This window comes from Pseudomonas antarctica (assembly GCF_900624995.1).
In the GTDB taxonomy this organism is placed as follows: domain Bacteria; phylum Pseudomonadota; class Gammaproteobacteria; order Pseudomonadales; family Pseudomonadaceae; genus Aquipseudomonas; species Aquipseudomonas antarctica.
This window is the reverse complement of the sequence record NZ_UYXQ01000008.1, coordinates 24471-48909: the sequence shown is the minus strand read 5'-3', so window position 1 is coordinate 48909 and position 24439 is coordinate 24471. Positions and strand designations below refer to the sequence as shown.

Below are 24439 nucleotides of genomic sequence, written 5' to 3'. Positions count from 1 at the left end.
CAATAAGCCGCTCCTACACGAAATCCTTATTGCAACGCGTAAAAATCACCGCCGTATCCGCCTCAAAATCCCCCGCCTCGTCAGACGCGTCTGAATCTACCCCAACGCGCCGTTTAGCCCTTTGCCGCCATTGACGCCCCCCGGACAACCCTCTTATCTAGCGCCCAGAGGATTGGATCCTATCCCGGCTATTCACTGAATCGTTCCTTTCGGCACCTGCGCACACCCGCGCCACGGGCGCCGTAACGATTGCTGCTGGCTGCATCAAGGAGATTACTTATGACGCGCACTGCAACCCCGGCCATGCTCACCGCCCCGACCCTGCCCCAGGCTCATCGACACGGTATCAATGCCCTCGCCGCCACCCAACTGCAGGTGGCTATCGCACCCTACCCCGGCATGGAGGAAGGTGACCTGATCGAGTTGTTCTGGAACAACTGCTTTGCCGACTCTCGGCGCGTAACAGCGTGCAAAATCGGCACACCTACCCACCTGCGGGTCCCGGAAAGTTTTGTGCTGGACGGGCCAGCGCAGGTTCACTACCAAGTCATGCAGATCGGCCATGGTCCGGCACGCTCGGCCGTCACGCAGGTGCGGGTAAAAACCAACTACCCGGGCGGCCAACCTTCGGCCCTCTTCAGCGACGAGAACCAGAACCTCGCGCCCGTCAGCCTGCCCGACACCATCCGACGCTACGGCATCAATGCCAGCCAGGTACGGCGCGGCATTCCGTTGCGCATTGAGCCCTACCTGAACATGGCCAGCGGCGACGCCATTACCCTGCGTTGGGGTGACGTGCGTCTGGACTTGCCGAAAATCCAGGCCAAAGGCGTCGGCGTGGCGGTGCAGGTGTGGGTACCCTCGGCGGTGATTATCGAAGCAGGCGACGACAGCCGCCTGGACGTGACGTACTGCATCCTTGACCGCGTCGGTAATAATTCACGCTGGGCACCGGTGCGCAGCCTGACCATCGCCGCCTGCTCGCCACAGACGCCGCCCCGCCCGGCCAGCGCCGCGTCCACCTACCAGCCGCGCCAGCCCGGCTCACCGTGCGAGCCTGGGTGACAGCCCTTCTATGCATATTCCTAGAAGTTAGTTTATTTAAAAATTTAACACGTTTAGGGTATATGCACCGGACCACCGGACTTCTCTGATTTTTCTGTTTTTATTTCATTGAATGCGAGGTCGGTATGGTCAGAATCACCCCGGTGCATAACGCCAGGGCATTACGTGCAGCCAAGGAGCGGCGCTGATGTCTAACTTGGCTCTAACACCCCCACAGAGTGATCTGGATGTAGCCCCACTGCTGTTGCCGGCCGTTGTGCTGCGCGACGACGCGCAAGCGTTGAGCGCAGCCCATGAATTGGCCCAGGCCGCGCGCCTGCAAGCAGCCAAGCGCGACCAGCAGCGCAAGCTGCCATGGGCACAAATCGAACAATTTACCCGCAGCGGGCTGGGCAGTATTTCCATTCCCCGTGAATACGGCGGCCCCCAGGTGTCTTTCACCACCTTGGCCGACGTGTTCGCGATCATCAGCGCGGCGGACCCAGCCCTGGGGCAGATCCCGCAGAACCATTTCGGCATCCTGCACCTGGTGCAGGGCGCCGCCACCGAACGCCAGAAAAAGCAGCTGTTCCAGAGCGTCCTCGACGGCTGGCGCATCTGCAACGGCGGCCCGGAACGCGGCACTCAAAACACCCTGGAGCTCAAGGCGCGCATCACCGCCGAGGGCGACGGCTACGTGGTAAGCGGTCAGAAGTTCTACTCCACCGGCGCGCTGTTTGCCCACTGGGTGGCGGTGAAGGCGTTGAACGATGACGGTAAACAAGTCATGGCGTTTGTGCGCCGAGGCACCGAAGGGCTGCGCATCGTTGACGACTGGTCGGGCTTCGGCCAACGCACCACCGCCAGCGGCACCGTGCTGCTCGACCGGGTGCCGGTGGACGCCGAGTGGGTGGTGGAGAACTGGCGCATCGGTGAAAGCCCGAATATCCAGGGCGCCGTCTCGCAATTGATCCAGGCCGCCATCGACGCCGGCATCGCCCGTGGCGCACTCGACGACACCATTGCGTTCGTGCGCGAACGCTCGCGCCCGTGGATCGACGCCAAAGTCGAACGCGCCAGCGATGACCTGTATGTAATCGCCGATATCGGCAAGCTGAAGATCGAACTGCATGCCGCCGAAGCCTTGTTGCGCAAGGCCGGCAAGGTGCTGGACGACGTCAGTGCCGCGCCGATCACCGCGCAATCCGCTGCGCGGGCTTCGATTGCCGTGGCCGAAGCGAAAGTGCTGACCACCGAGGTGTCATTGCTGGTCAGCGAAAAGCTCTTCGAACTGGCCGGCAGCCGCGCCACCCTCGCCGAGTTCAACCTCGACCGCCACTGGCGCAACGCCCGGGTGCATACCCTGCACGACCCGGTGCGCTGGAAATATCACGCCGTGGGCGCTTATCGACTGAACGGCACTTTGCCTGCTCGACATTCCTGGATCTGACCGACAAGACATCTGGAGAAACTGATGACTTTTTCCCCTAACGTCGCGGTCATCACCAGCGACGAACAAGCCCTCATTGTCGCCAGCGACCTGGCCGATGATTTGCGCCGCGACAGCGCCCAGCGCGACCGTGAACGCCGCCTGCCGCTGCCCGAGCTGGACGTGTTTTCGCGCTCCGGCCTGTGGGGCATCAGCGTGCCGAAGGAACACGGCGGTGCCGGTGTGTCCAACGTCACCCTGGCCAAGGTCTTTGCGCTGATTGCCCAGGCGGATGCGTCGCTGGGCCAGATCCCGCAAAACCACTTCTACGCCCTGCAAGTGCTGCGCGTGAATGGCAGCCCGGCGCAGCAAAAACGCCTGTATGCCGAAGTGCTGGCAGGTCAACGTTTCGGCAACGCCTTAGCGGAGCTGGGCACCAAAACCGCTCACGAGCGAGTGACCACACTCACCCGCGACGGTGACGGTTTTCGCATCACCGGCCGCAAGTTCTACGCCACCGGCGCCATCTACGCGCAACGCATCCCGACGTCGGTGGTGGATGAGCATGGCGTGCAGCAACTGGCGTTTGTGCCCCGCGACAGCGAAGGCCTGACGGTGATTGACGACTGGAGCGGCTTCGGCCAACGCACCACCGGCAGCGGTTCGGTGGTGTTCGACAATGTGTGGGTCACAGCGCAAGACGTGATTCCATTCCAGAGCGCCTTCGAGCGCCCGACCACGGTAGGCCCGCTGGCGCAGATCCTTCACGCCGCCATCGACATCGGCATCGCCCGCGCGGCCTTTGAAGATGCGCTGCACTTTGTGCGCACCAAGACCCGCCCATGGATCGATTCCGGCAACGACAAGGCCACTGAAGACCCGCTGACCCTGAAAAGCTTCGGCCACCTGAGCATTCGCCTGCACGCGGCGCAAGCGTTGCTGGAACGCTCCGGCGAGTTCCTCGACCGCGCCCAGGCCGACAGTAATGCGCAGACCGTTGCGGCAGCCTCCATCGCCGTCGCCGAAGTGCGTGCCCTGAGCACCGAAATTTCCCTGGCCGCTGGCAGCACCTTGTTTGAGCTGGCTGGCAGCCAGGCGACCTTGGCCGAACACGGCCTCGACCGCCATTGGCGTAACGCCCGTGTACACACCCTGCACGACCCGGTGCGCTGGAAGTACTTTGCTGTGGGCAATTACTACCTCAACGATGAAAACCCGCCACTGCGGGGGACCCTTTAAATGGCGAAGAAAAAAATCCTGCTCAATGCCTTCAACATGAACTGCATCGGGCATATCAACCATGGCCTGTGGACGCATCCACGCGACACATCAACGCACTACAAAACCGTCGAGTACTGGACCGAACTGGCGCAAACCCTCGAGCGCGGGCTGTTCGACGGTTTGTTCATCGCCGACATCGTCGGCGTGTACGACGTGTACCAGAACGCCATCGACGTGCCGCTCAAAGAGTCGATCCAACTGCCCGTCAACGACCCACTGCTGCTGGTCTCGGCCATGGCAGCCGTGACCAAAAACCTCGGCTTCGGCCTCACCGCCAACCTTACCTACGAGCCGCCTTATCTGTTCGCCCGACGCATGTCCACCCTCGACCATTTGAGCCGTGGCCGCGTCGGCTGGAACATCGTCACCGGCTACCTCGACAGCGCCGCCAAGGCCATGGGCCTAGCCGAACAGGTCGAGCATGACCGGCGTTACGACCAGGCCGATGAGTACCTGGCGGTGCTGTACAAACTCTGGGAAGGCAGCTGGGAAGACGATGCGGTGATCAACGATCCGCAGCAACGGGTCTATGCGCAGCCAGGCAAGGTGCACAAAGTTGAGCACCGAGGCGAGTTCTATCAAGTCGAGGGTTATCACCTCTGCGAGCCATCACCGCAGCGCACGCCGGTGCTGTTCCAGGCCGGCAGTTCGGATCGCGGTTTGCTGTTCGCCGGACGGCATGCCGAGTGCGTGTTTATCAGCGGGCAGAACAAGGCGGCGACCAAGGTCCAGGTGGACAAGGTCCGCGCCAGTGCGGTCGAGGCTGGGCGTAACCCGGATGACGTCAAGGTGTTCATGGGCCTCAACGTGATCGTTGGCGCCACAGAAGAGTCGGCTTGGGCCAAGCATGCCGAGTACCTGAGCTACGCCAGCCCGGAGGCCGGCGTGGCGCATTTTTCGGCGTCGACGGCGATTGATTTTGCCCAATACGAACTGGACGAACCGATCCAGTACGTGAAGAGCAACGCGATCCAGTCGGCCACCAAGAACCTGCAAAACAACGATTGGACCCGGCGCACTTTGCTCGAGCAGCACGCCCTCGGCGGGCGCTACATCACCTTGGTCGGCTCGACGGAGCAGGTCGCTGATGAGCTGGAATCGTGGATCAGTGAGACAGGGCTGGATGGCTTCAACCTGACGCGCATTGTGACGCCGGAAAGCTATGTGGACTTTATCGACCTGGTAGTGCCCGAGTTGCAGAGGCGCGGGTCCTACAAGACCGCTTACGAGCAGGGAACGCTGCGCGAAAAAGTGTTCCATGGCTCCGCTCGCTTACCCGAACAACACACCGGTTCTAACTACCGTCACTAATCAAAAAATGTGGGAGCGGGCTTGCTCGCGAATGCGGTGTGCCAGTCACCGAATTCGTTTGCTGACACACCGCATTCGCGAGCAAGCCCGCACACACATTGGATCTTCATCGCTGGCCCAACTACCTTATGACTGGAAACCGATTATGAAAAAGACACTGCTCACCCACCCAGTCAAAGCACTGGCCCTGGCCCTCGGTTTATTCAGCTCGGCAGTGTTTGCCGCCGATGCACCGTTAAAAGTCGGTACCACCGCCGCCTTCGCGATTCCGCTGGAAGCCGCCGTCGCCGAGGCCGGCAAGCAGGGCCTGAAGGTCGAGCTGGTGGAATTCACCGACTGGATCGCGCCCAACGTCAGCCTGGCCGCCGGCGACATCGACGTGAATTACTTCCAGCACATCCCGTTCCTGGAGAACGCCAAGGCCGCCGCCGGTTTTGACTTGGTGCCGTACGCGTCGGGGATCATCAATAACGTCGGGCTGTATTCGAAGAAATACAAAAGCTTCAACGACTTGCCCCAAGGCGCCAGCGTGGCGATTGCCAACGACCCGATCAACAGCGGTCGTGGCCTGCAACTGCTGGCCAAGGCCGGGTTGATTACGCTCAAGCCGGGCGTGGGTTACAAGGCCACCGAAGAAGACATCGTCGCCAACCCGAAGAAAATCAAGATCCTGCAAGTGGAAGCCGTGCAACTGGTGCGCGCCTACGACGATGCCGACCTGGTGCAGGGCTACCCGGCGTATATCCGCCTGTCCAAGACCTTCGATGCCGAGTCGGCGCTGCTGTTCGACGGCCTCGATCACCCGGAATACGTGATCCAGTTCGTGATCCAGCCAAAGAGCAAAACCGACCCACGCGTGACCAAGTTCGTCGACATCTACCAGCACTCGCCGGTGGTGCGTGCGGCCCTGGATAAATCCCTCGGCAAGCTCTACCAAGTGGGCTGGGAAGATAAAAAATGACTGCCGCCAACACTCAACTGCACGACCTGGGTTTACCGCCCAGGAGCGCCGAGCAGACCGAACTGCACCCGGACCTGAACCGCGCCCATGTGCGTTTTATCAACCTGGGCAAAACCTATGACGGCAGCGTGAATGCCCTGCAAGGCATTGACCTGGCGATCCAACGCGGTGAAGTGTTCGGCATCATCGGCCGCAGCGGCGCCGGTAAATCGTCGCTGATTCGCACCATCAACCGCCTGGAGCAACCGAGCAGCGGGCGGGTGTTGATCGATCAGGTGGACATCGGCCAATACGACGAAGACCATCTGGTGGCGCTGCGTCGGCGCATCGGCATGATCTTCCAGCACTTCAACCTGATGTCGGCCAAAACGGTTTGGCAGAACGTCGAGTTGCCACTGAAAGTTGCCGGCGTGCCCACGCTGCAACGCGAGCAAAAGGTACGCGAGCTGCTGGAACTGGTGGGCCTCAAGGACAAGCACAAGGCCTACCCGGCGCAGCTCTCCGGTGGGCAAAAACAGCGCGTGGGTATTGCCCGCTCGCTGGTGCACGACCCGCAGATTCTGCTGTGCGACGAAGCCACCTCGGCGCTCGACCCGGAGACCACGCAGTCGATTCTCGGCCTGCTGCGCGAGATCAACCAGCGCCTGGGCCTGACCATCGTGTTGATCACCCATGAGATGGCGGTGATTCGCGAAATCTGCGACCGCGTCGTGGTGCTTGAACACGGGCGCATCGTCGAGCAAGGCCCGGTGTGGCACGTGTTCGGCAACCCACAGCACGAGGTCAGTAAAACCCTGCTGGCGCCACTGCAACACGGGCTGCCGGAAGAACTGCAAAGCCGCCTGCAACTCACCCAGACCTGCGCCGACGCGGCGCTGGTATTGCGTTTGCAGTTCACCGGCAGCGCCACCGAGGAGCCCGACCTGGCCGCGCTGTTCAGCGCCCTCGGCGGGCGTGTACGTTTGCTGCAAGGCGGTGTGGAACGGATACAAGGGCATGCATTGGGTCAATTGCTGCTGGCGGTGAATGGCTCACCCCACAATGCCGAAGAACTGCGCAATCGCGCCGCGCGCTGGGCGCAACAGGTGGAGGTGCTGGGCTATGGGGTTTGAGCGTTTATTGCAGGGCGCCATCGACACCTTGTTGATGGTCGGCGTGTCTTCGTTGATCGCGTTGCTGGTGGGCATTCCGCTGGCGGTGTTCCTGGTCACCAGCGACAAGGGCGGTATCTACCAGGCACCGGCGCTGAACCGCGTGCTGGGGGCGTTCGTCAACCTGTTCCGCTCCATTCCGTTTTTGATTCTGATGGTGGCGCTGATTCCATTTACCCGGCTGATCGTCGGCACCACCTATGGTGTATGGGCGGCCGTGGTGCCGCTGACCATCGCCGCCACGCCGTTCTTTGCGCGGATCGCCGAAGTGAGCCTGCGCGAGGTCGACCACGGCCTGATCGAAGCCGCACAGGCCATGGGCTGCCGTCGCTGGCACATCATCTGGCACGTGCTGTTGCCGGAAGCGCTGCCGGGGATCGTCGGCGGGTTCACGATTACGCTGGTGACCCTGATCAACTCATCGGCCATGGCGGGGGCGATTGGCGCGGGCGGTCTGGGCGACATCGCTTATCGCTATGGCTATCAACGCTTTGATACGCAGATCATGCTCACCGTGATCGTGCTGCTGGTGATTCTGGTGGCGGTGATTCAGTTGGGCGGGGATCGGTTGGCGCGGGTGCTCAACAAGCGGTGAGGTATAGTCGGGCTATCTCAGTGCACGGTATTCCCTGTCATGACCCTTAAGCCCGACGACCTCGACCAGATCACGTCCACCACGCTCGGCCACTACAACCAGGTGGCCGAGGACTTCCGTGAAGGCACCCGCGATCACGATGTGAGCCAGAACATCGACGCCTTGCTGCGGCATATCCAAGGTGCAGCACCGTTTACCGTGCTGGATTTCGGCTGCGGGCCGGGGCGGGATTTGCAGACCTTTACGCGCATGGGGCATATCGCTGTTGGGCTCGACGGGTCCGAGCGCTTTGCGCAGATGGCCCGCGAAGACAGTGGTTGTGAGGTGTTGCAACAGGATTTCCTGAAGCTGGATTTGCCTGCCGGGCGATTTGATGGGGTGTTTGCCAATGCGGTGTTGTTTCATATTCCCAAGCAGGAATTGCCGCGCATTCTCAAACAGCTGCATGGCGCCTTGAAACAGGGCGGCGTGCTGTTCAGCTCCAACCCACGCGGTGAAAACCAGGAAGGCTGGAATGGGCCTCGGTACGGGTCTTACCACGACCTGGAGGCATGGCTGGGTTTGCTGACGGCGGCCGGGTTTGTGGAGCTGGAACATTATTACCGGCCAGCCGGGTTGCCACGGGAACAGCAGCCTTGGCTGGCGAGCGTGTGGCGCAAATTATAGATTTTTGTTGCCGGGGCTGACGCCTTCGCGAGCAAGCCCGCTCCCACATTTTGAAATTCATTCCCCCGTGGGAGCTGGCTTGCCTGCGACAGCGGTTTGACCGGCAGCGCTACTGCACCTGATACACCACCGGCTTTTCCCCCACCACCAGTGCCGTCACACTGCGTGCGGCATAGCCCTGGTTCTCCTCAGCAGCAAAATTTGCCACTAACCGCGTGCCATCGGCAAACGTGGTCTGCTGCACCTGCTTGTCCGCCGTCAGCCAGCGGAAGTCGGTCATCGCCTGAGTCGCCAAGCGCTGATGCAATGGCCGAAAAAACCGGTCCTGACGCTGGATCACCGGCAGCCGCTCCTTAAGCGTCGCCGCGCTCAGGTGATACAGCGGCGGCACGTTGTACAGCAATTGAGTTAGCTCGTTTTCAGCCTGCACATTGCTTAGCTTGAGGCTATCGAACAGCCAGTGGTGGGTGGTGATGACCGAACCATGGAACACCGCCTGATACAACGGCAAACGCATCGTCGGCTCGAAATACACCGTACGAAACAGCTCCTTCAACGGCACGGACTTGAAGAACACCGCCGGTTGCTCCGGCGGGTACCAATTGCCCACGTAATAGGGCGACTGCTTGTCCTGAGTCATCGACTGGTCACCCCAGCCGATCACGGGTGTCTGCATCCCATGGGCGAACAGGATGCCCTGGGCCGTGATTGCGTTGCCGTCTTCGGAGCCTGCGGGCAGCTTGAGCGCGGTGTTGATCCAGCGAGACGCATCGATATTGCCGTCGGCGTTTTGCGCCTGGGTCATTGGGGTGCCGCTACGATAGCTGTCGAAGACCATGCTGGTGGCGTAGGCATCGAGAAACCACGCGTTGAAACCTGCCTTGGCGTGCACGGCTTTCACCCGGGCTTCCAGCAGAGGCCGGACGCAGCGCGGATCGGTGTAGTGGCCCGATTGCTGGAAGCCGGTCTTGAGCTTGCCGTCCTTCAACACGATGGCACAGTCGCGGTAAGCCTTGCTGCCCAGGTGAGCGGTGGTCCAGTCCGGGTTTTCGGTGGTGGATAACGCCGTTTCATAGGAATCGTAAGGTGCCATGAGGTAACCGGCGTTGACGCCCGCCTGAATCGCTTCGGGGTGCCAGAGGCCGCCTTCCCAACCTTCGCCCAAGGTCAGCAGCAGACGTGAGAGCCCCGCCTCTTGCAGCGACTTTATGGTCTTGGCCGAGAGGGTGCTGCCCCAGGTTTCAGGGCGGTCACTCAAGGCACCGGCAAACGCTTTGGCCAAGTCGCGCCGGAGTACGCCATAGCCATCAGCAAGCTTGAGCATGTTCGGCTCGTCGGTAGCCTGCCAGGTCTGCCGCGCCTTTTTGTTGATCGCCCCGTTGAGGCCACGCAACAGCACCGTCTGTTGATAGCGGTCCAACGCACGAGGCTGCGTCAGCACTTGCGTGGCCTCTTTGCCCAGCAAGCCCTTGAGTTCGTGGTCGCGCAGCCGTTTCACCAATAGCGGCCAGTCACGCACATCATCTGCCCCCAACAGGTCATTACCCCACAGATAGGCATGACTGGCACCCAGCAGCTTTTGCGCTTCAGGCGTTTGCCGCAGCTTGTCCGTCAGCGGTTCATAACGCCCCTGCTCTACCAGCCATTGGCGATAGCGTTTGGCCCCGGCCAACGGGTCGACGTCGCCCAAGTGCAGGCGCAGGGTCATCGGCGCGCTGGGTTCCAGCGCCGTGAATGCATGGGATGCCAGCAGCGCCAGGCCTTTTCCGTCGGCTTGCCACAACAGGCGGTTGTTATAGGGGTTGGTCAGCAACCAGCTCAGCGTGAAGCGCCCGTGATCCATACCCCATAACGGCAGGCTCAGATCCTGTGTGGTATTGACCTCGCCCTGCTCCAGCAAAAACGCGCGCCATACGGGGTTACCCGCCGGCACGTAGTGCCCTTCGGCCAGGGGCCAGATCAACCCTTGGCCCATGGCCTCAGCGGGTTGGCGCAGCAAGGGCAACTCACCCGGCTCACGCGCGCTGATGCTCAAGGCAAGGTCGCGCTGCTCAAGGCGAGCCGTCAGACGATAGGCGCCGCTGTCCCATTGCCAGGTGGCCTGTTCAGCCTCTGCCTGCATATCGCTGACAACATGCGCCGCAACGCCGCTGGACGCCTGCACCGAAGCCTCACCCGCCGGCGTAACGCGCAGCGCCAACGTGGCGGGGTCGAGTTCGACCCGCCACAAGGCGTTTTCCAGCACAGTGTCGGCGAGGGCCAGCGGAGACAGCAAGACAGTAAAAACCAACCAGAGGTGGCGCATGACACGGGCCTTTCAAACAAGATCAGCCCCGGAGGGTAAAGCACTTATCGCCAGTTGAATGTAGGGAAAGTGTTTCCGGGAGCCTTCCTACACCCTCGCAGGAAGGCCCGATGGTCAGGCCTGATGTTTTTGCGGCTCGCGAATCTTGTACCACGCCACATAAAGCGCCGGCAGGAACAGCAACGTCAGCAACGTGGCGATAATAATGCCGCCAATCATCGCGTAAGCCATCGGCCCCCAGAACACTTCCCGCGCAATCGGGATCATGCCCAGGCTCGCCGCCGCAGCGGTCAGCAGGATTGGTCGGCGTCGGTGCTCAGTAGCTTGCACCACCGCATCCCACGGTGTGTAGCCGTCGCGTTCGTAGGCATCGATCTGCGTCACCAGAATCACCGAGTTGCGGATGATGATGCCGATCAGCGCAAGGATGCCGAGGATCGCCACAAACCCCATGGGCGTGCCCGTGGGAATCAGCGCCAGCACCACACCGATCAGGCCGAGCGGCGCAACACTCGCCACCAGGAACATCTTCTGCACGCTGTGCAGTTGGATCATCAGGAAGGTGGCCATCAAGAACAGCATCAACGGCACTACCTTGGCAATCGGGCCCTGGGCCTTGCCGCTTTCTTCCACGGTACCGCCAGTGGCGACCTTGTAACCCACCGGCAAACCGGCGCTGAATTTGTCGATCGTCGGCGCCAGCTGTTTGACCAGGTCGGTGGGCTGCATCTCATCGCGCACCGATGCCTTGATCGTGATCGTCGGCTTGCGGTCGCGGCGCCATACCAACGGCTGTTCAAGCTCATAGCGCACGGTGGCGAAGGCCAGCAGTGGAATCGAGGTGCCGTTGGGTGTGACGATCTGCAGGTTCTGCAAGGTTTCCGGCGTGCCGCGTTCGGCATCTTCGGCGCGGCCGACCACGTTGATCAGGTAAATATCGTCGTGCACCTGGGTGACCGAGGCGCCGCTGACCACGCTGTTCATCAACTGTGCTACGTCTTCCGACGACAGCCCCAGTTGCCGCGCCTTGTCCTGGGCGATGTCCACGCGCAGCACTTTGCCCGGCTCGTTCCAGTCGTAGATGATCTCGCCCAAGTGGGTGTTCTGATCCAGCAAGGTTGCCAGCTCGATGGCGTGTTTGCGCACCTGGTCAATGTCTTTACCGGAGACCCGGTACTGAATGGGCCGGCCTACCGGTGGGCCCATTTCCAGCGGCTGCACATAACTGGAGATGCCGACAAAGTCATCACGCAGGCGCTTTTGCAGGCGCGCAATCAAGGCGCCGCGTTCTTCCAGGCCTTTGCTGACGATGACCAACTGCGCGTAATACGGGTTTTCCAATTGCTGGTCGAGGGGCAGGTAGAAACGAATCGCGCCCTGGCCGATATAGGTGCTCCAGCGGGCAATGTCCGGGTCGTCCTTGATGATCGCTTCGAGGCGGTCGACGGCCTTGCGCGTTTCGTTGATCGAGGCGTTTTGCGGCAGGTTGAGGTCGACGAGGATTTCCGGGCGGTCCGACGACGGGAAAAACTGGTTCTGCACAAACTGCATGGAGAACACCGACGCCACGAACAGGCCCACGGTGATGCCGATGGCCCACCAGCGGTTGCGCATGGCCCACAGCATGCCGCCATTGAACGCGCGGCCGATCCGGCCTGGCTCGGCGTTGTGCGGTTTCACATTGGCACTGAGAATATGCACGCCAATCACCGGCGCAAACAGCACTGCCACCACCCACGACACCAGCATCGCCACGGCAATCACCGCAAACAGGGTGAAGGTGTACTCGCCCGCCGAACTGGCATTGAGGCCGATCGGCACAAAGCCGGCCACCGTGACCAAGGTGCCGGTGAGCATCGGGAAGGCGGTCGAGGTGTAGGCGTACGTCGCCGCCTGCTCCTTGGTTTCGCCTTTTTCCAGGCGCGTGATCATCATCTCCACGGTGATCATCGCATCGTCCACCAGCAGGCCAAGGGCGATGATCAACGCGCCCAGCGACACCCGCTGCATGGTGATACCGCTGTACTCCATGAACACGAACACCAGCGCCAGCACCAACGGGATCGAGCACGCTACCACCAACCCGGCGCGCATGCCGAGGCTGATAAAGCTCACCACCAAGACGATGATGACCGCTTCAAACAATGCGCTGGTAAAGCCGCCGACAGCCTCTTCGACCACTTCCGCCTGATCGGAGACTTTGTGCACACCAACGCCTACTGGCAGGTCGGCGGTCAGCTCATCCATGCGCGTGTGCAGGGCCTTGCCGAACGACTGGATATTACCGCCCTTCTGCATGGCGATAGCCAAGCCGATCGCCGGCTGGCCGTTAAAGCGCAACATCGGCCGCGCCGGGTCGACATAGCCACGGCTGATGTCGGCAATGTCCGCCAAACGGTAGAAACGGTCATTGAGCCGCAGGTTAACGTCCGCCAAGTCCTTCTCCGAGGCGAACTGCCCCGAGGTGCGCACGGAAATTCGCTCCGGCCCAGCCTCGATCACCCCGGCGGGGGTCACGGCGTTCTGTGATTGCAGGCTTTGCACGATCTGGCGCTGATCAATCCCCAGTGCCGCGAGTTTGCGCGTGGAGAAATTCAGGTAAATCACTTCGTCCTGCTGGCCGATCATCTCGACCTTGCCCAACCCCGGCACCGAACGGATCTCGGCACGCACCTGCTCCACGTAATCGCGCAACTGGCGCATCGACAGGCCGTCGCCGGTAAAGGCATACACCGAACCGAACACGTCACCGAACTCATCGTTGAACGACGGCCCCTGCAAACCCTGAGGGAAAGTACCGCGAATATCGTCAATCTTCTTGCGCACCTGGTACCAGATATCCGGGATGGCCTTGGCGCTGGTGGTGTCCTTGAGGAACACGAACACCGTGGACTCACCTGGTCGCGTGTAGCTTTTCACGTAGTCGAGGGCGTCGAGCTCTTCGAGTTTTTTCTCGATGCGGTCGGTGACCTGCTTAAGGGTTTCTTCCTGGGTCGCGCCGGGCCAGCGGGTCTGGATCACCATGGTCTTGATGGTGAACGACGGGTCTTCCTCACGGCCAAGGTTCATGTAGGAGAACACGCCCATCAGCAGCGCGACGAACATCAGGTACCAGACGAAGGACTGATGCTTGAGGGCCCAGTCGGATAAGTTGAAGCTCCCTTTCATCGCGGGCTGTCCTCGTCGATTTTGACTTTTTGCCCGGGTTTCAGGCTGTTCACACCGGCGGTGACGATGCGCTCGCCGGGTTTAACGCCGCCATTGAGCAAGGCGCTGGCGGCGTCGCGGCTGATCACGGTGACGTCGCGTGGTTGCACGGTCTGGCGTTGGGTGTCGAGCAGCCAGATGCGGGTTTTGCCGTCGACGTCCTGCAAAGCGCTGACGGGCACTTCGATACGTGGCGCAATGGCAGTACTCAAGGTCACGCTGATCGCGGTTCCCAGGCGAAACGCAGGCGGCGTCTCGGCCAGGGTCAGGCGTGCGCGGCGGGTACGCGTGGCGCTTTGGGCCTGGGGCTCGATCTCGCGCACCAGGGCGGTGGTGTTGACGCTCGGGTCGAGTTGCCCGGCGACCAGAAACACCACATCGGCTGGCAAGCGCTGGGCGAGACCCGCCGGCAAGTCGATGACTGCTTCCTTAATATCCGGGCGCGCCAGCGTCACCACCTGCTGGCCGGCGCTGACCACCTGGCCAGCCTCGGCATTCCAGGCAGTGACGATACCGGCGTGGTCAGTGTGCAGTTCGGCGTAATTGAGCTGGTCTTTGGCCTGGTTGACCGAGGCCTTGGCCTGATCGAGGGTGGCCTGGGTGGTTTTAAGGTCGGTCTGAGCCACGTCCAACTGGGCCTGGGCGCCGACGCCACGGTTGAACAACGCCTGTTGGCGGCGGGCGTTGGCCTGGGCATTGATAAATTGCGCCTGCACACGGGCGAGGTCGCCTTGGGCGGCGCGCAACTGGTTCTGCTGGTCGGTGGGGTCGAGAACGGCGAGCAAGGCGCCCTTCTCCACCTCGGCACCGACATCCACGGCGCGACGGGCAATACGGCCGGGCACGCGAAAACCCAAATTGCTTTCATAACGGGCCTGGATCGTACCGGCGAAGCGGCCGAGATTTTCCTGGTCTTCGGCTTTGACCTGCATCGATAACACCGGGCGCACCGGTTCGGGCGGCGGCTCTTGCTTGGAGCAGGCGACCAGCAACAGGCTGGTGGCGAGTAGAGCCGTCAGGCGCTTCATGGCTGGGCTCCTGGCTGGGCGATCTCGACAAGCATGCCGGGGTGCAACAATTGCCCGCCGGCCACCACGACTTTTTCGCCGCCTTTAAGGCCCTCACCAATGATCACTTTGCCGGTCAGGTAACGCGCCACAGTGACCTTGTGCAGTTGCGCCTTGCCGTCGTCATCGACCAGCCACACAGCGGGCTCGTTGAGGTCTTTGGTCAACGCAGACCAGGGCAGCTCGATACTGGCCTTGGCCGGGCCATTCGCAGTGGCGCTCACCACCGAACCCAGCTGCATGCCTTTGGGCAGCGCCTGCAAAGCAATCTTGACTTGCACGGTGCCGGTATCGGCTGCGACGGCTGGGGTGACTTCGCGGACCTTGCCCTGGACCTTGATGCTCGGGTTATCCACCAGGCTGACCGTGATCGGCGCGTCAGGCGGCGGTTCCACCAACAGCGACTCATACACGTTGAACACCGCATCGCGCTCACCGTCACGGGCCAGGCTGAAAATCGGCACAGTGGCCTGCACCACCTGGCCGACCTCGGCCTGGCGGGCGGTAATCACGCCGGGCGCATCGGCGATCAACGCGCTATAGCCCAGTTGCTCGCGGGCGTTGGCCAGTTGGGCTTGCGCCGCCGCCAGGGCACTTTGACTGCTGCGCAGCGCGGCCTGGGCGGCGTCGTATTCGCTGCGACTGGTGTAGCCCTTGGGCAGGAGCTTTTCCTGGCGCACGAAGGCGGCGGCAGTCTGCTTGACCCGCGCCTGTTCGGCCACGACCTGGGCCTGGGCGGAATCGACGCGGGTCTGCAAATCTTTGGGATCAAGTTTGGCCAGCACTTGCTTGGCAGCCACGCGGTCGCCCACGTCGACCATGCGCTGGATGATCTTGCCGCCCACGCGAAAGGACAAATCGGTCTGCACACGGGCCTGGATGTCACCGGTCAGCGTGACCGCCGCAGCAAAATCTGCCGACTGCACGGTCTGCACAAATACCCGTGAATGCGCCTTGGGTTGAGTCTTTTCCTGACCACAGCCGCTCAGCAGCGCCAACAGGCCAAGGCTGAGTACAATTCTCGAAGTGCGACCGCCCATGCAGGCTCCTTTTGCGTGACGCGATGTGCCAGTTTGTATGCGACTGTGAGCTTAGATCAGGGTTCCTTATCTGCATGGAGGCTCCCATACTCCAATGGTTCCCACATCGACTGAATACCCATGCTGAAAACCCTCGCGGTGGCCAACTACCGCTCGATCAATAAATTGGTGGTGCCGCTGGACCGGCTGAACCTGGTCACCGGCCCCAATGGCAGTGGCAAGTCCAACTTGTACCGTGCCTTGCGCCTGCTGGCCGAAACCGCTCAAGGCGGGGTGATCAATGCACTGGCCCGTGAAGGCGGGCTGGATTCGACATTCTGGGCCGGGCCGGAAACCATCAGCCGGCGCATGCGCAACGGCGAGGTGCCGGTAGAACCCATCGTACGCCAAGGCGTCAAACGCCTACGCCTGGGCTTTGCCGGGGAAGATTTCAGCTATGCCATTTCCCTGGGCTTGCCGGAAAAGACCCTGTCGTATTTTTCCCTAGACCCGGAAGTGAAAAAGGAATGTATCTGGGCCGGCCACATTTACCGCCCCGCCAGCCTGTTGGTACAGCGCTCGGGGCCGATGGTGCGCGCCCGCGAAGGCCGTGCCTGGGATGTACTGGCGCAACACACACCCAACTATCACAGCCTGTTCGACCAAGTCGGCAGCCTGCGCGGCTCGCCGGAGGTGTTGCTGCTGCGCGAAAGCATTCGCGGCTGGCGTTTTTATGACCACTTTCGCAGCGATGCAGATGCGCCGGTGCGCCAGCCACAATTGGGTACACGCACGCCGGTGTTGCATCACGATGGACGGGATTTGGCGGCAGCGCTGCAGACCATTCGCGAGATTGGCGACCCCGAGGCCTTGCAGCGTGCAGTAAGCGATGCATTCCCAGGTGCGCGGCTGAACATCGAGCCGTTGCAGGGCGGGCGTTTTGCCATTGAGTTTTATCAGGAAGGTTTGCTGCGGCCACTGTCGGCCGCGGAATTGTCAGACGGCACCTTGCGTTATCTGCTGCTGGTCGCAGCGCTGCTGACGCCACGGCCGCCGACCATGATGGTGCTGAACGAGCCGGAAACCAGCCTGCATCCTGATCTGTTGCCCGCGTTGGCGCGCTTGATCATCCAGGCGTCGAATAGCTGCCAGGTGTGGGTGGTGTCGCATGCCAGCCGGTTGATTGCTGCGTTGCAGCAGGATGAGGGGTGTAATTCGATTGTGCTGGAGAAGGTGATGGGCGAGACGCGGATAGTGGGGCAAGGGATGTTGGACGCGCCGGCGTGGCATTGGCCGGAATAGGTGCAGTGACTGCACTGGCCTCTTCGCGAGCAAGCCCGCTCCCACATTTTGATTTTGAAGATCGTCCCCACGCTCTGCGTGGGAACGATCATCAGCCCTGCCACTTACCGCCCTCGACAATCACGCTTTCAGGCTTGGTGTCATCGCTCAGTTCTTTACGCACATATTGGTCGTAGAGCTTGAGCAGGAACTTCTCCTCACCCAACTTCGCCAACTCGGCATTCACCCAGTCACGCAGTTCGATGTTGCCCTTCTTCACCGCCGGTGCAATCGGCGCTTCATCACCGAGCTTCTCCTCCAGCACGCGGTAGCCCGGGTTCTGCTTGGCCCAGCTGAACAGCACTAGGTTGTCCTGTGCATACGCATCACCACGACCGGCCGACAACGCTTGCAGTGACTCGGAGTTTTTCTCGAACTTCAGCAGTTTCCAGTCCGGGTGGTTCTTGGTCAGCCAGATATCCGCCGTAGTACCGATGGTGACAATGGTGGTACGCGTGGCCAGGTCGTCCAGGCTTTTCACGGCGCTGTTCTGTGGTACCAGGGCTTGCACCGCGACTTTCAGGTTGGGGTGGGTGAAGTCCACCGCTTCCTTGCGCTGCGGCGTCACGGTCATGTTGGCGAGGATCAGGTCGACCTTGTCGCTTTGCAGGAAGGGAATACGGCTGGCGGGCTCGACGGCGACGAACTCGACCTTGTTCTCATCACCCAACAAATCCTTGGCGAATTGACGGCCGATATCCGTATCGAAGCCGACGTAACGACCGGCTTCGTTCACAAAGCCGAACGGCGGCTTGTCGGTGAATACGCCGACAATCAGCTTGTCGCGCGCCTTGATCTTGTCGATGTAACTCGCGGCGCCAGCCGCTGGTTTTGCGGGCTCTTCGGCCTTTTTATCGCAGCCGGCCAGTAAAGCGACGGCAAACAGTTGCAGCAGTAACTTTTTCATATCAACTCCAGTTCCTTGGTCTTCTTGGGCAGTGTTGAAACAAACGAGAACTTCTCCAGGAACTGCTGCGCGCGTGCGGTTTGCGGGTTCGTAAAGAATGCTTCGGGGGTGTTGTGTTCGAGGATGCGACCGGCCTCCATAAACACCACGCGGTCGGCGACGGCGCGGGCGAAGGCCATTTCGTGGGTGACGATCAGCAAGGTCATGCCATCGCGGGCCAGGCCCTGGATCACCTCCAGCACCTCCTTGACCCTCTCCGGGTCGAGGGCGGCGGTGACTTCATCAAACAGCATCACTTGCGGGTTCATGCACAGTGAGCGGACGATGGCGATGCGTTGTTGCTGACCACCGGAAAGCTGACGCGGATAGGCATCGCGCTTGTCGGCCAGGCCCACGCGCTCCAGCAGTTTTTCTGCCTGCTCGCGGGCTTCGCGCGGGTCGCGTTTTTGCACTTTCAGCGGGCCAAGCAGGAGGTTGTCGAGCACGCTCATGTGCGGGAACAGGTGGTAGCTTTGAAACACCATGCCTACGTCCTGGCGCACTTGGCGCCAGTCCGTGTGTTTGTCCAACAGTTCCTTGCCGGCAAAGCGCAGGCTACCGCTGTGCGCCACTTCAAGGCCGTTTAGGCAGCGCAACAAAGTGCTTTTGCCGCAGCCGCTGGGGCCAAGGATCACCACCACTTCGCCGCTTTGTACCCTCAGGTCGATGGCGTTGAGCACCTGCTGCTCGCCGAAGAATTTGTTGAAACCCTGAAACTCGATCAATGCGCTCATGCTTGGGCCCAGCGCCGCTCCAGCACCTTGGAGGCGGCCGACAACGGGTAGCAGATAAAGAAGAAAAACAGGAACAGCACGCCGTAGATCAGTACCGACTCATAGGTGCGCTCGATGATTTGCTGGCCGACCTTGATCACATCCACCACGCCGATCAGCACCGCCAGGGAGCTGGTCTTGATGATGCGCGTGTAAACGTTGATGGTCGGCGGCGTCATGCGCTTGAGGGCTTGGGGCAACAGCACGTAGCCGTACAGCTGGGGACCTGCCAAACCAATCGACAACCCCGCTTCGCGCTGACCACGCGGCAGCGAATGCAGCGCACCACGGACCACTTCGCCCACCTCGCTGGCGCCCCACAACGCCAGCACCAGCACTGCGCACCAGAAGCTCGGGATGCTCAGGCCAAAGAAAATCGGCAGGCCGAAAAACAGCAGGTACAACCACACCAGCACCGGAATCGCCCGGAACAGTTCCAGGTAAACCCGCAGCACGCCGTTGATCACCTTGTTATTCAGGGTGCGTAATACGCCATACAACACACCGCCAACCGTACTGAACGCGATGCTCAAAAACGAGATCGACAGGGTTTGCACAGCGCCCTTGCCCAACTGCGGCAACGACACCCACAACAACTCAAGACCCGAACTGGCCATGCTGGAGCCTCCTTTCCAGGCGGCTGAGCAGCAGCGACAGCGGCAAGAACAACAGCACGCAAATCAGCGTCAGCACGGCGAGCATTTCGTAAGTTTTGTAGTAGAGCGCGATGTAACTCTTGGTGGTGTAGAGAATCTCTGGCACCGCAACAGCCGAGACCACCGTGGTCTCCTTGAGCAGGAAAATGAAATTGGCGAACAACGCCGGCAGGCTGAGGATGCCGGCCTGGGGCAGGATCACATGGCGCAGCAGTTGCCAGTCGGACAGGCCGATGGACTTGCCCGACTCGATCTGCGCCAGCGGCACCGCTTCCACACCGGCGCGCAGCACTTCGGTGAGGTAGGCGCCGCCAAGGAAGGTCAGGGTGATGATCGCCGCCCAAAACCCGGAGATATTAAAACCCAGGGCCGGCAAGGCGAAATACACGAAGAACAGTTGGATCAGCAGCGGCGTGTTACGTGCCAGCTCCACATACAGCGCCACCAGGCGCGACAGGTACGGCGTACGAAACACCAGCAGCGCGGCGTTGATTAACGCCACCACCAGGGAGGTGGCAATAGCGATCAGGCACACTTGCAGCGTCACCCCCACGGCGCTGAGAAACGTCGGCAAGGTGCTGAGGATAAAAGCGAAATCGAAGGTCATCTTGAGTCCATGACGCCGCAAGGGTGATGCGGCGAGCGCTGTCCGTTCCGGCGTGGGTAACGTCGGGTAGCGCAAACCTTAAAGGTATAAAAAGCAAAATTTAAATACCTAAATAGCATATTGATATCACGCAAAAAGATAACCGCCAGATTCGCGGGTTTGGCCGGTCACAGCTATGGTCTTGGGGTCGCAGGAAAGCTGTTTTTTCGAGGGAATGAGCAATGAACGAAGCGAAACCGCTGGATCCGCAGGAGCTGGTGAAGTGGTTGGTGGCGCTGCGCAGGGCGATCAATAGCCGCGTGCCCTGAAACGCTGGAGGTCCAATGTGGGAGCGGGCTTGCTCGCGAATGCGGTGTATCAGACAGAGCATCTGTAACTGACAGACCGCTATCGCAGGCAAGCCAGCCCCCACAGTTTTTGATCGTATTGGCAGGCCAATAAAAAAACGCCGACGCTGTAGAAGCCGTCGGCGTTCAAACCTTGAAGGGGGTTTGGCTTACATCAGAACGCTGGCACTACCGCGCCGTTGTACTTCTTCTCGATGAAGGCTTTAACTTGCGGGCTGGTCAGCGCCTTGGCCAGTTTCTGGATAGCGTCGCTGTCCTTGTTGTCAGGGCGAGCGACCAGGAAGTTCACGTAAGGCGACTTGGCATCTTCGATGATCAGCGCGTCTTTCGCCGGGTTCAAGCCAGCTTCCAGGGCGTAGTTGGTGTTGATCACGTCCAGGTCAACCTGGTCCAGCACGCGTGGCAGCAAGGCGGATTCCAGCTCTTTGAATTTCAGGTGTTTGGGGTTGGAAACGATGTCTTTCGGCGTGGACAGTGCATTGGTCGGGTCTTTGAGCGTAATCAGACCGTTCTTTTGCAGCAACAACAGGGCGCGACCACTGTTAGAGCCTTCGTTCGGGATGGCCACGGTGGCGCCCTCTTTGAGCTCGGAAATATTCTTGATCTTCTTCGAGTAGCCGCCGATGGGCTCAACGTGCACGCCAATGACAGTGACCAGGTTGGTGCCCTTGCCCTTGTTGAAGTTTTCCAGGTACGGCAGGGTTTGGAAGTAGTTGGCGTCCAGGCGTTTTTCGGCAACCTGTGTGTTGGGTTGTACATAGTCGGTGAAGACTTTGATCTCCAGGTCCACACCTTCTTTGGCCAAGGTCGGTTTGACCAGCTCAAGGATCTCGGCGTGCGGGATCGGGGTGGCGGCAACGACCAGTTTCTCGTTGGCCTGGGCGAAGCTTGCAGTCAGAGCAGCCGCCAGTGCGGTAAACAACAGAACCTTTTTCATGCAGTGTCCTTATCGAAATTCCGGGGCGTCTCTGACGACCGTTTGTTGTGGTGTACCAGCGAAGTGCTATCGAGGCGTGGAGCGGACAATACCTAGATTTTTTATTCCCGAACAATATCTTTTATTCACGTTGATATTCCATTTTGTTCATGCAGGAAATTCAGCAAGGTTTGCTGCTCTGCGAGGCTGGCACTCGCGAAAATCCGCTGCACCTGCGCAAGCGGCGAACCCGCAGTCGGCAGATTCAGATGCTCGGGCAGGATTTCATCGCCGCTGCTCACCAGCAACGCAAAGTGAATAACGTTTTCCAGCTCACGGGTATTGCCCGGCCAACGGTGATGTTCCAGCACACGTTGGGCAGCGTCGCTGATCAGCGGCACCGGCAGGTCAAGGCGCTGGCTGTAAATGCCGAGGAAGTATTCGGCCAAAGACAGGATGTCGCCGACGCGCTCGCGCAGGGCCGGAAGGTCGAGTTGGCCTTCGCTCAAGTAATGGAACAAGCGCTCGTGAAACTTGCCGGCGGCCACGGCCTGGGCCAGGTCGATGCTGGTAGCCGCGACCAGCCGCACATCCACCGGGCTGGGCTGGTGGGCGCCGACACGGGTGACCTCATGGTTCTCCAGGGCGGCGAGCAATTTCACTTGGATCGGCAACGGCAAGTCACCGATCTCATCGAGGTACAACGTGCCGCCGTTGGCTGACCCAAACCACCCGGCCCGGCTGCTCGCCGTGCCACTGTGGCTGCCTGCGGCGTAGCCGAACAACTCGGCATCGGCGTAGGTCGGGCTGATCGCACCGCAGTTGACGCAGACAAATAACCCGCTGCGGTCGCTGCCACGGTGAATATGCCGCGCCAGCAGCTCTTTACCACTACCGGTCTCGCCACGAATCAGCACGGGTAAGGCACGCGGTGCGAGGCTTTCCAACGCTTCGCGCAGTTGACGCGAACGCGGGTCGACAAACACCAGTGCCTTGGCACGGATGCTCAACGGGCTTTTTTCGGCGTCGGGGAAGGTCAGCAGTCGCTGGCCAAAGGATTCATGACTCATGGCATGCTCCCGCCCCAAATCCACTCAGGGACGGGGCGTCGAAAAGAATTTAGGCACTGCGCCGGGCGTGATGCTCAAGGCGGTTTTGCAGGCGATAGAGGTAGGCAAAACCCTGCTCCCAGCGCTGGTGTCCGGACTTCACGTTGATATGCCCGGCACCGGAAAGAATCCCGGCCTCGGCCCCCCATTTACGCGCCAGCTCCACCGCCCTTGGGGCGCTGACGGCACTGTCGTTGTCGGAACTGACCACTTGGCTTGGAAACGGCAACAGGTCGGTCGGGATCGGCGCGAAATTGCGCAAAGCCGGTGAGCAGGCCGGGCGTTCGACATCCGCCGGGGCCACCAGCAAGGCGCCGCGTACCTGCCGCAGGAAATGCACGGGAGCAGTGGCCGCCCAATGGGCGACGGTGATGCAACCCAGGCTATGGGCGATCAGGATCACAGGCGTGCTGTCGGCGGCAATGGCCTCGGCCAATGCGGCCACCCAGTCTTCGCGACGTGGCGTCAACCAATCGGCCTGCTCCACCCGCGCGCTGTTGGGCAGGCTGTTCTGCCAATGACTTTGCCAATGGTCTTCTGGCGATCCTTGCCAGCCCGGCACGATCAGATAACGAATCGACTCGCTGTGCATGGGTGTGCCCTCCTGCAGCATTTAGCGTTGCTGGTCAGTATAGGGACGCGGGTTATATCCGTTAAGGAATAAGAAGCTATTTATTAATAACCAAAATCTCATTAACGCCGACGATCACAATGTGGGCGCGGGCTCTGTTCCACATCCAGATTCGCGCCAGAGCCTGAATCTCAGGCAAAACCATAAAAAAGCACTTTACGATGGGTTGTTGGCGCATAAATCGAGCAATTGCTGCTGCAACGTCTGCCCCGCCGCGCCCAAACCACTGCGTCCGTACAACGCCAGGCGCACGCCTTGCACCCCAGGCAAACCACTGTCATCGCCGAGCACCACATGGCCTGACTGCACCACCCGCTGTGGCAGCAGACTGATCCCCAACCCAGCCGCCACTGCCGAACACACACTGGCCAGGCTGGCGCTAGAATAGCCGATGCGCCAACGCCAGCCGCCCACTTCCAGGTGGTGGAGCATTTCATTGCGATACAACCCGCCCACCGGAAACGCCACCAAGGGCAGTGGGTCACGCTCAAGGGACGGCGTGCAGCGGCTGTCGACCCAGCACAAAGGTTCCGGCCACGACGCCACGCAGTCATCGGTGTCGCCCATCTGCTTGACCAGCAACACGTCGAATTCGCCCGCGCGGTATTGGCGCTGCAATTGCGGCCCGAGGCCGCTGGTGACTTCCAGGCGCACACGCGGGTAGGCCACCACGAACGCCGAAAGCAACGGCATCAGACGTTCGGCGGCAAAGTCCTCGGGCACGCCGAGGCGCAGCACACCGTCGCTTTGCTGGTTGATCAATACATCGGCGGCTTCTTCATGCAACGCGAGGATGCGCCGTGCATACGCCAGCAGGCGTTCGCCCTCGGCGGTGGCCACCACGCGGCGCAGGTCACGATCGAGCAACTGGCACGTCACCGCCGCTTCCAAACGCCGGATCTGCTGGCTCACGGTGGATTGAGTCACGTGCAGGCGCTCGGCGGCGCGGGTGAAATTGCCGCAGTCCACCACGGCGACAAAACTGCGTAACAGCACGGGATCGAACATGCACTTCACCATTGCATTTGCCACTGGTTGACAGGGTTATATTTAATTTCAGAATACTAACGCAGCTGG

21 protein-coding genes are annotated in these 24439 nt (G+C 60.9%); 9 read left to right on the top strand and 12 right to left on the bottom strand.

Annotated features, from left to right (window positions below):
• The first annotated feature begins 279 nt into the window (after positions 1-279).
• The 8 genes from E0F99_RS08240 (at position 280) to E0F99_RS08205 (ending at position 8438) form a co-directional block, all read left to right on the top strand.
• Positions 280-1065, top strand: coding sequence for a hypothetical protein (locus tag E0F99_RS08240; protein WP_083355797.1), 786 nt, complete (start codon positions 280-282; stop codon positions 1063-1065).
• A gap of 187 nt (positions 1066-1252) precedes the next feature.
• Entirely contained in the window at positions 1253-2494 is a 1242-nt protein-coding gene (locus tag E0F99_RS08235; RefSeq protein WP_083355798.1) for an SfnB family sulfur acquisition oxidoreductase, read from the top strand.
• Between the two features lie 24 nt (positions 2495-2518).
• Positions 2519-3712, top strand: coding sequence for an SfnB family sulfur acquisition oxidoreductase (locus tag E0F99_RS08230; RefSeq protein ID WP_083355799.1), 1194 nt, complete (start codon positions 2519-2521; stop codon positions 3710-3712).
• A complete protein-coding gene (locus tag E0F99_RS08225; RefSeq protein ID WP_083355800.1) occupies positions 3713-5065 on the top strand; it encodes an LLM class flavin-dependent oxidoreductase in 1353 nt (450 codons plus the stop codon).
• A 145-nt stretch (positions 5066-5210) separates the two neighbouring features.
• The gene (locus tag E0F99_RS08220; protein WP_083355801.1) at positions 5211-6026 is read left to right on the top strand and encodes a MetQ/NlpA family ABC transporter substrate-binding protein; all 816 of its coding nucleotides are present in this window, start codon (positions 5211-5213) and stop codon (positions 6024-6026) included.
• Positions 6023-7138, top strand: a complete 1116-nt coding sequence (locus tag E0F99_RS08215; RefSeq protein ID WP_083355802.1) for a methionine ABC transporter ATP-binding protein — start codon at positions 6023-6025, stop codon at positions 7136-7138. Before E0F99_RS08220 ends, E0F99_RS08215 begins: the two co-directional genes overlap by 4 nt.
• Positions 7128-7772: a methionine ABC transporter permease gene (locus tag E0F99_RS08210; RefSeq protein ID WP_083355803.1), complete on the top strand. Its 645-nt coding sequence runs from the start codon at positions 7128-7130 to the stop codon at positions 7770-7772. Before E0F99_RS08215 ends, E0F99_RS08210 begins: the two co-directional genes overlap by 11 nt.
• A 39-nt stretch (positions 7773-7811) precedes the next feature.
• Complete coding sequence (locus tag E0F99_RS08205; RefSeq protein ID WP_083355804.1) at positions 7812-8438, top strand: class I SAM-dependent methyltransferase; 627 nt, start codon at positions 7812-7814, stop codon at positions 8436-8438.
• A 109-nt stretch (positions 8439-8547) separates the two neighbouring features.
• Here E0F99_RS08205 and E0F99_RS08200 read toward each other — a convergent pair whose 3' ends face one another.
• The 4 genes from E0F99_RS08200 to E0F99_RS08185 form a co-directional block, all read right to left on the bottom strand.
• Complete coding sequence (locus E0F99_RS08200) at positions 8548-10743, bottom strand: glycoside hydrolase (RefSeq protein WP_083355805.1); 2196 nt, start codon at positions 10741-10743, stop codon at positions 8548-8550.
• A 114-nt stretch (positions 10744-10857) separates the two neighbouring features.
• Positions 10858-13911: an efflux RND transporter permease subunit gene (locus E0F99_RS08195; RefSeq protein WP_083355806.1), complete on the bottom strand. Its 3054-nt coding sequence runs from the start codon at positions 13909-13911 to the stop codon at positions 10858-10860.
• Positions 13908-14978, bottom strand: coding sequence for an efflux RND transporter periplasmic adaptor subunit (locus E0F99_RS08190; protein ID WP_083355807.1), 1071 nt, complete (start codon positions 14976-14978; stop codon positions 13908-13910). Before E0F99_RS08190 ends, E0F99_RS08195 begins: the two co-directional genes overlap by 4 nt.
• Positions 14975-16057, bottom strand: a complete 1083-nt coding sequence (locus tag E0F99_RS08185) for an efflux RND transporter periplasmic adaptor subunit (protein WP_083355808.1) — start codon at positions 16055-16057, stop codon at positions 14975-14977. Before E0F99_RS08185 ends, E0F99_RS08190 begins: the two co-directional genes overlap by 4 nt.
• A gap of 120 nt (positions 16058-16177) precedes the next feature.
• Here E0F99_RS08185 and E0F99_RS08180 point away from each other — a divergent pair, with 120 nt between their 5' ends.
• Complete coding sequence (locus tag E0F99_RS08180) at positions 16178-17338, top strand: AAA family ATPase (RefSeq protein WP_083355809.1); 1161 nt, start codon at positions 16178-16180, stop codon at positions 17336-17338.
• 91 nt (positions 17339-17429) lie between these two features.
• On the opposite strand, the gene E0F99_RS08175 is transcribed toward E0F99_RS08180, so the two are convergent.
• The 8 genes from E0F99_RS08175 to E0F99_RS08140 all read right to left on the bottom strand — a co-directional run bounded on the left by E0F99_RS08175 (position 17430) and on the right by E0F99_RS08140 (position 24370).
• Entirely contained in the window at positions 17430-18284 is an 855-nt protein-coding gene (locus E0F99_RS08175; RefSeq protein WP_083355810.1) for a transporter substrate-binding domain-containing protein, read from the bottom strand.
• Entirely contained in the window at positions 18281-19057 is a 777-nt protein-coding gene (locus E0F99_RS08170) for an amino acid ABC transporter ATP-binding protein (protein WP_083355811.1), read from the bottom strand. The genes E0F99_RS08175 and E0F99_RS08170 overlap by 4 nt, the downstream gene beginning before the upstream one ends.
• Positions 19054-19713: an amino acid ABC transporter permease gene (locus tag E0F99_RS08165; protein WP_083355812.1), complete on the bottom strand. Its 660-nt coding sequence runs from the start codon at positions 19711-19713 to the stop codon at positions 19054-19056. The genes E0F99_RS08170 and E0F99_RS08165 overlap by 4 nt, the downstream gene beginning before the upstream one ends.
• Positions 19694-20359, bottom strand: coding sequence for an amino acid ABC transporter permease (locus tag E0F99_RS08160; protein WP_083355813.1), 666 nt, complete (start codon positions 20357-20359; stop codon positions 19694-19696). The genes E0F99_RS08165 and E0F99_RS08160 overlap by 20 nt, the downstream gene beginning before the upstream one ends.
• Before the next feature lie 501 nt (positions 20360-20860).
• Positions 20861-21643: a MetQ/NlpA family ABC transporter substrate-binding protein gene (locus E0F99_RS08155; protein WP_083355814.1), complete on the bottom strand. Its 783-nt coding sequence runs from the start codon at positions 21641-21643 to the stop codon at positions 20861-20863.
• Between the two features lie 125 nt (positions 21644-21768).
• Positions 21769-22692: a sigma 54-interacting transcriptional regulator gene (locus E0F99_RS08150; protein WP_083355815.1), complete on the bottom strand. Its 924-nt coding sequence runs from the start codon at positions 22690-22692 to the stop codon at positions 21769-21771.
• Between the two features lie 49 nt (positions 22693-22741).
• A complete protein-coding gene (locus tag E0F99_RS08145; protein WP_083355816.1) occupies positions 22742-23323 on the bottom strand; it encodes an alpha/beta hydrolase in 582 nt (193 codons plus the stop codon).
• A gap of 195 nt (positions 23324-23518) precedes the next feature.
• Positions 23519-24370: a LysR family transcriptional regulator gene (locus E0F99_RS08140; RefSeq protein ID WP_083355817.1), complete on the bottom strand. Its 852-nt coding sequence runs from the start codon at positions 24368-24370 to the stop codon at positions 23519-23521.
• Positions 24371-24439 lie beyond the last annotated feature (69 nt).

Bases quoted from the DNA above. Each gene is read 5' to 3' on its own strand.
- E0F99_RS08230 (WP_083355799.1), top strand. From the start codon at position 2,519: ATGACTTTTTCCCCTAACGTCGCGGTCATCACCAGCGACGAACAAGCC.
- E0F99_RS08215 (WP_083355802.1), top strand. From the start codon at position 6,023: ATGACTGCCGCCAACACTCAACTGCACGACCTGGGTTTACCGCCCAGG.
- E0F99_RS08185 (WP_083355808.1), bottom strand. From the start codon at position 16,057: ATGGGCGGTCGCACTTCGAGAATTGTACTCAGCCTTGGCCTGTTGGCG.
- E0F99_RS08160 (WP_083355813.1), bottom strand. From the start codon at position 20,359: ATGACCTTCGATTTCGCTTTTATCCTCAGCACCTTGCCGACGTTTCTC.
- E0F99_RS08220 (WP_083355801.1), top strand. From the start codon at position 5,211: ATGAAAAAGACACTGCTCACCCACCCAGTCAAAGCACTGGCCCTGGCC.
- E0F99_RS08145 (WP_083355816.1), bottom strand. From the start codon at position 23,323: ATGCACAGCGAGTCGATTCGTTATCTGATCGTGCCGGGCTGGCAAGGA.
- E0F99_RS08180 (WP_083355809.1), top strand. From the start codon at position 16,178: ATGCTGAAAACCCTCGCGGTGGCCAACTACCGCTCGATCAATAAATTG.
- E0F99_RS08165 (WP_083355812.1), bottom strand. From the start codon at position 19,713: ATGGCCAGTTCGGGTCTTGAGTTGTTGTGGGTGTCGTTGCCGCAGTTG.
- E0F99_RS08150 (WP_083355815.1), bottom strand. From the start codon at position 22,692: ATGAGTCATGAATCCTTTGGCCAGCGACTGCTGACCTTCCCCGACGCC.
- E0F99_RS08170 (WP_083355811.1), bottom strand. From the start codon at position 19,057: ATGAGCGCATTGATCGAGTTTCAGGGTTTCAACAAATTCTTCGGCGAG.
- E0F99_RS08225 (WP_083355800.1), top strand. From the start codon at position 3,713: ATGGCGAAGAAAAAAATCCTGCTCAATGCCTTCAACATGAACTGCATC.
- E0F99_RS08205 (WP_083355804.1), top strand. From the start codon at position 7,812: ATGACCCTTAAGCCCGACGACCTCGACCAGATCACGTCCACCACGCTC.
- E0F99_RS08210 (WP_083355803.1), top strand. From the start codon at position 7,128: ATGGGGTTTGAGCGTTTATTGCAGGGCGCCATCGACACCTTGTTGATG.
- E0F99_RS08195 (WP_083355806.1), bottom strand. From the start codon at position 13,911: ATGAAAGGGAGCTTCAACTTATCCGACTGGGCCCTCAAGCATCAGTCC.
- E0F99_RS08190 (WP_083355807.1), bottom strand. From the start codon at position 14,978: ATGAAGCGCCTGACGGCTCTACTCGCCACCAGCCTGTTGCTGGTCGCC.
- E0F99_RS08240 (WP_083355797.1), top strand. From the start codon at position 280: ATGACGCGCACTGCAACCCCGGCCATGCTCACCGCCCCGACCCTGCCC.
- E0F99_RS08140 (WP_083355817.1), bottom strand. From the start codon at position 24,370: ATGTTCGATCCCGTGCTGTTACGCAGTTTTGTCGCCGTGGTGGACTGC.
- E0F99_RS08235 (WP_083355798.1), top strand. From the start codon at position 1,253: ATGTCTAACTTGGCTCTAACACCCCCACAGAGTGATCTGGATGTAGCC.
- E0F99_RS08155 (WP_083355814.1), bottom strand. From the start codon at position 21,643: ATGAAAAAGGTTCTGTTGTTTACCGCACTGGCGGCTGCTCTGACTGCA.
- E0F99_RS08175 (WP_083355810.1), bottom strand. From the start codon at position 18,284: ATGAAAAAGTTACTGCTGCAACTGTTTGCCGTCGCTTTACTGGCCGGC.
- E0F99_RS08200 (WP_083355805.1), bottom strand. From the start codon at position 10,743: ATGCGCCACCTCTGGTTGGTTTTTACTGTCTTGCTGTCTCCGCTGGCC.